This window comes from Streptomyces phaeofaciens, assembly GCF_014648915.1.
GTDB lineage: Bacteria > Actinomycetota > Actinomycetes > Streptomycetales > Streptomycetaceae > Streptomyces > Streptomyces phaeofaciens.
This window is the reverse complement of the sequence record NZ_BMSA01000081.1, coordinates 1-4,418: the sequence shown is the minus strand read 5'-3', so window position 1 is coordinate 4,418 and position 4,418 is coordinate 1. Positions and strand designations below refer to the sequence as shown.

Annotated in this window: 7 protein-coding genes; 3 read left to right on the top strand and 4 right to left on the bottom strand. The window is 71.3% G+C overall.

The features are described from left to right. Positions 1–299: 299 nt before the first annotated feature. Together IE275_RS45560 and IE275_RS45555 are read right to left on the bottom strand one after the other, a co-directional pair. Positions 300–608, bottom strand: a complete 309-nt coding sequence (locus tag IE275_RS45560) for a hypothetical protein (protein WP_229871456.1) — start codon at positions 606–608, stop codon at positions 300–302. Between the two features lie 429 nt (positions 609–1,037). Further along, complete coding sequence (locus IE275_RS45555; RefSeq protein ID WP_189718590.1) at positions 1,038–1,190, bottom strand: hypothetical protein; 153 nt, start codon at positions 1,188–1,190, stop codon at positions 1,038–1,040. Positions 1,191–1,409: 219 nt separating this feature from the next. Here IE275_RS45555 and IE275_RS45550 point away from each other — a divergent pair, with 219 nt between their 5' ends. Next, positions 1,410–1,826: a hypothetical protein gene (locus IE275_RS45550; RefSeq protein ID WP_189718589.1), complete on the top strand. Its 417-nt coding sequence runs from the start codon at positions 1,410–1,412 to the stop codon at positions 1,824–1,826. 350 nt (positions 1,827–2,176) lie between these two features. Here the strand turns inward: IE275_RS45550 and IE275_RS45545 are convergent, their stop codons facing one another. Continuing rightward, on the bottom strand, positions 2,177–2,488 hold the full coding sequence (locus IE275_RS45545; protein ID WP_189718588.1) for a DUF6417 family protein: 312 nt from the start codon (positions 2,486–2,488) through the stop codon (positions 2,177–2,179). 427 nt (positions 2,489–2,915) lie between these two features. Here IE275_RS45545 and IE275_RS45540 point away from each other — a divergent pair, with 427 nt between their 5' ends. Both IE275_RS45540 and IE275_RS46730 read left to right on the top strand, forming a co-directional pair. Continuing rightward, positions 2,916–3,404 (top strand): lamin tail domain-containing protein, encoded by a 489-nt coding sequence (locus IE275_RS45540; RefSeq protein ID WP_229871453.1) that lies wholly within the window; start codon positions 2,916–2,918, stop codon positions 3,402–3,404. Between the two features lie 232 nt (positions 3,405–3,636). Further along, positions 3,637–3,966, top strand: a complete 330-nt coding sequence (locus IE275_RS46730; protein WP_229871451.1) for a DUF4913 domain-containing protein — start codon at positions 3,637–3,639, stop codon at positions 3,964–3,966. Between the two features lie 90 nt (positions 3,967–4,056). Here IE275_RS46730 and IE275_RS45530 read toward each other — a convergent pair. Continuing rightward, a partial coding sequence (locus IE275_RS45530) for a hypothetical protein (protein ID WP_229871448.1) occupies positions 4,057–4,418 on the bottom strand: 362 nt, incomplete at its 5' end.

Genomic DNA, 4,418 nt, shown 5'->3' with positions numbered 1-4,418 from the left:
TCATGTCGGTTCCCGCCGGTGAGCGTGACGGCGAGCGGGGTGCCGTGGCGGTCGACACCGCTTTGGGCAACACAGTCCGAGCGGGTGGTGCGGCCCAAGGCCCGAGTTGCTCTGTCGAGCGGAGTACGACCTTGCTGCACGGTCCGCCGGACACGCCCTACTTCAGAGAAGTGACCAGGCCAAACGAGATAGCGCCTGACCAGATGGTTCGGGGCATGGGGGAGACCTCTACACAGGTGGTCCCGAGACGTCCACGGTACGGCGGCATGCGGGCAGCCGCGATGTCTGGTGGGTGAGGGTCATGCGGTGTGGTGGAGCCAGCGTTGGAGGGTGGTGTTGATGCCGGCCGGTAGGGCGCTGAGCTGGTCGATGGCGTCGCGGTCTTCAGGGCGGGGCGGGATTCCGGCTGTGGTCAGTGCCGCGTGCAGGTCGAGGCGGCGCCGGTCGCGTGGGTCGATGCTGTAGCTGATGCGCTCGTCAGGGTTGGGCGGTGCCAGTAGGTAGCCGGTGTCCTGGTGCTGGCTGGCAGGGTCGGGCCAGAGGCTGTCGGTGGGGTCGACGGCGTAGGGGTCGACGAACGCGTGGTCCTCGAAGGCGGTGGTGCTCACGTGGATCTCCTCACCAGCAGCGTGCAGTGGTGCCGTTGAGGAGCCGCGCGGCCCCCCTGCCGGTTGCGGCGGCCGCGGAATGCCATGCGTTTGGCGTCATCGGCGGCTCATCGTCTGGTCCGACGAGCGGCCCAGGCCACAGCCGAGAAGGGACGGCTGGGTCCAGGTGCTGCGCAACCGGCCTTGTCGGCGCGGAGCGGTGGGCGGCGGCCGTGCGCAGCCGGCCTTCCTGCCCAGACGCCGTCCCGCCCCCACACTGCAAAGTGACTGCGCACTTGGTGCACACTCCCTGCGTAACGCGGTGACCTGCGGTGGTCGGGCCTGTGGTCGGGACCCCGGACCCCCGTGGTGGGGCCTGTGGTCGGGGGCATTGCGCAGACCACGCCGCGGTGCGCAAGCGCCTATGGCGTCCCGCCTGCTGCGCACCGTCTACGACACCAGCTGTTCCAGCCAGCCGACCCGGCGCCCGGGATGGCGCACGGGGTGCCACACAGCCGCGGCGGGTCCGTGCTGGACGAGGTCGGTCATCGGCGCGGCCGGCACCGTCGCCTCCCGCAGGAACAGCGCGACCGCGGGGTCCACGTCGGCCGCCGAGTGGAGCGCGCGGATACGGGTGTCGATGCCGGCGGGCGTAGGCGGGGTGCTTGGAGGCGCGGCGTTCGGGGCCCATGGTCGCCCGGTCGACCTCAAGGAACGCCCGCAGCATCGAACCCCCGTCACTGTCGCGGCGCCCGCGCCGGTAGTAGATCAGTGCGTCCGGGATGACGGCCTGGCGACGAGACCACCGCCGGTGAGACGACGATGACGGACGTCTTCCCGGCCGGGCTGACACTCGCAGATCTGGACCTCGTCAGTGACACCACCGGGGGAGTGTTTGGTGTGAGCACCACACCGGACAGGGTCGAGATCGTCAGTGCTCCGATCGATCCGGGCGAGAGCTACACGGTCGACCTCACGTTCGCCGTCGCCCCCGACGCTCCCTGCACGGTCACCAACACCGCCATCGTGACCGACGGCAGCAGCAGCGGCTTGGCGAGCGACCCGACCGGCATCCCCGGCCCAACCTGCGGCGGCGGTGACGGAGGCGGTGACTCGATCCTCCCCGTCAGCCTGAACGGCGTCATCCCGATGTTCAACAACATCAGCACGAACAGCAACATCGACAGCCCCGGCGCGACGAACGTCAGCAACCAGACTTTCGATCTGAACACGCCCTGACCCGGCTTCCCGCAGCAGCCGGGCCACAAGTGTCACCTGCGACATCGTGCCGGGAGGTGATCGCCGGCCAGGACGCGGTCCAGCGCCGACCTGGCCGCAGCGGGGGCGAGGCCGAGTGACGCGCTGGCCCGGCTGGGGCCTTGTTGGTGAAGCCGACAGGCATCAAGCCCGGTCGGCAACCACGATTCAAAACCGCTACGACCAGCATCCCTGTGACACCGTCCTGCGCGGCCGTCGCCGTCCTGGAGGGCCGCAGCTCATACAGGTGAGCACCAGGAGCGCATCCGCGACGGTCGGCGTGCCGAGCGCCCGGGCCTGGCCAGCCGGTCGGCGTCCGCCCGTCGCTCCCGTCAGGGGAGGTGTTCGGCGGGTGCGGCTGATGGTGGGTGGTGCGGGAGTGGTGTGGATTCGGGGATCGCGGTGCGGCGGGTGGGGGTGGGTTGGTGGGTGATGCCGGTGTCGCGGGTGAAGCGGTTGGCTTCGAGGGCGGAGCCGGTGGTCTTGTGGAGCCAGAACACGTAGGCCACGGAGGCGGTCTGGTCGTCGGTCAGGTGCAGGACCCACCGCTTCACACGGTGGTCGCAGCACGCGGTGCGGACCTGGTCGGTGAGACCGTCCGCGAGCGGCCGCCGCAGGTGCGCGCCGAGCCGACGGCCTGCCACTCCTCGGCGGCCATGGTTTCCCTCCCGCGCACGCCCGTCCTGGCATGGCTCAACAGGCGCCGGACCGCCGACGTCACGGCCGGGCCGACGGCTCGGCTGTTACTCACTTTCGGGTGACGGCCCGATCGGTCCTGGGGTGGCGTGCCGTGGCGGGGGCGGGGGAGCGGCCGGTGCCTGCAAGGGTCCGTAGTCTGTCGTGCCGTCAACATGGTGCACATCCGGCATACATGGATGGTGCAGTCGAGAGTCATGAAAATATGGGCAACAGGTAACACAGTCCATGTTTCCCCCTCAAGGCCCGCACAGCGTGGACAAGCTGTGTGTGCGCGGCCGGTCCGGCCGCCACCCGCACACCGCACCGACACCCCGCAGCGGCCCGCGAAAGGCGCCGCACCGGGGAGGGTGCCCGCACCATCTGGGGGACTTCTTGTCCGTTTCTGCTTCTGTCTCCGCCCGCCGTCTCGTTGCCGCCGCGCTCGCGGCGGGTGCCGTGGTCTCGGCGGTGGCGCTGCCGGCGTCCGCGGCCGACCGCCGCCCCGAGCGTGCGAAGGTGGAGATCTCCGCCGTCCAGTACGACTCCCCGGGACGCGACGACCGCACCAACCGCTCGCTGAACAAGGAGTGGGTCGAACTCACCAACACCACCCGCCAGTCGGTGAACCTGGACGGCTGGACGCTGGAGGACGAGTCGGGCCGCACGTACACGTTCGACGGCTACCGTCTGGCCGGCCGCGCCACCGTGCGTATCCACACCGGTGAGGGCCGCGACACCCGCACCGACCTCTACCAGGACCGCCGCTCCTACGTGTGGAACAACGACCACGACACCGCCACCCTGAGCAACCACCGCGGGCGCGTCATCGACGAGGAGTCCTGGGGCTACGACCGCCATCACGGCGGTGGCAGCCGGCACTGACCCCGGTGCGGGGGCCGGCCGCGCGGCGGCGCGGCCGGCCCGGCACCCGACGAGCGGCGCACCGTCCTTGCGGGACGGTGCGCCGCTTCGTGCCCGTGCTCGCAGGGCCACTGCGAGAGAGCCAGGCGCTCGCCTCGTGGGTCGGCCTTCGCCCGGCGACGAGACGGTCGGCACGGGGGAGGAGCCCGAGGGAGGAGCCCGAGGGGAAGAACGGCGACGAGGACGACGAGGAGTGGAAGTTCCCGCCGAGTGGGTGGAGGGCGTCCTCGTGCCCGGATGCCTCGCCGAGCCCAGCGCCGAGGCCCGCTGGTGCCATCGGTGGTTGGAGCATCCCATCGCCATCGCCCGGCTGCACGCCTGCTGGCTCGCGTGGCAGGAGCTGAGCGACCCCGCCGCCTGTGGCTGCACCGGCCCCAGCGTCTGGCACCGTGACCATCTCCACCCCTGTATGCGGGAGCTGCGCGCCTCCGGCGGGCCGTTCGAGGGCTGCGCCAAGGACGAACACCAGATCAACCACCGCCTGCCCAAACTCGTGCCCGGCTGGCGTCACCCGGACGGTTGAGGGGGCAGCCCGTACGATGCCGGAAGACGCCGAGGGCCTCCAGGCCGGTGCCTGGGGGCCTTCAACGTGGTGCGGTGCCGGTCCGTGTCGTCAGGTGCGGGGCGGCTGCGCGGCGGAGGCCGCCGCGATCCACGCGGCCACCGCCGCCTTCAGCAGCTCCATGGCGATGTCGTACATCCCCAGCAGGGCGAAGACCGCGCCGGCCGCGCATGCGGCCGAGCCGCCCCAGAACAGCCCCGCGCGGCTGTGTTCGCGGGCCCGCCGGGCGGCGTCCCGGTACTGCCGGCGGCGCCGCCGGCGGTGCATCTGCCGGAGACGGTCCTGCTGGACGGCCAGCTCCTTCTCGGCGTCGGCGATCATCTCGTCGAACGTGCGCCGCAACGGTTCGGGCAGATTCTCGCCCTGGCCGCCGAGAGGGGAGATGCTGGTCATGGAACGGACCTCCTGGTCGC

Bases quoted from the DNA above. Each gene is read 5' to 3' on its own strand.
- IE275_RS45550 (WP_189718589.1), top strand. From the start codon at position 1,410: ATGACGGACGTCTTCCCGGCCGGGCTGACACTCGCAGATCTGGACCTC.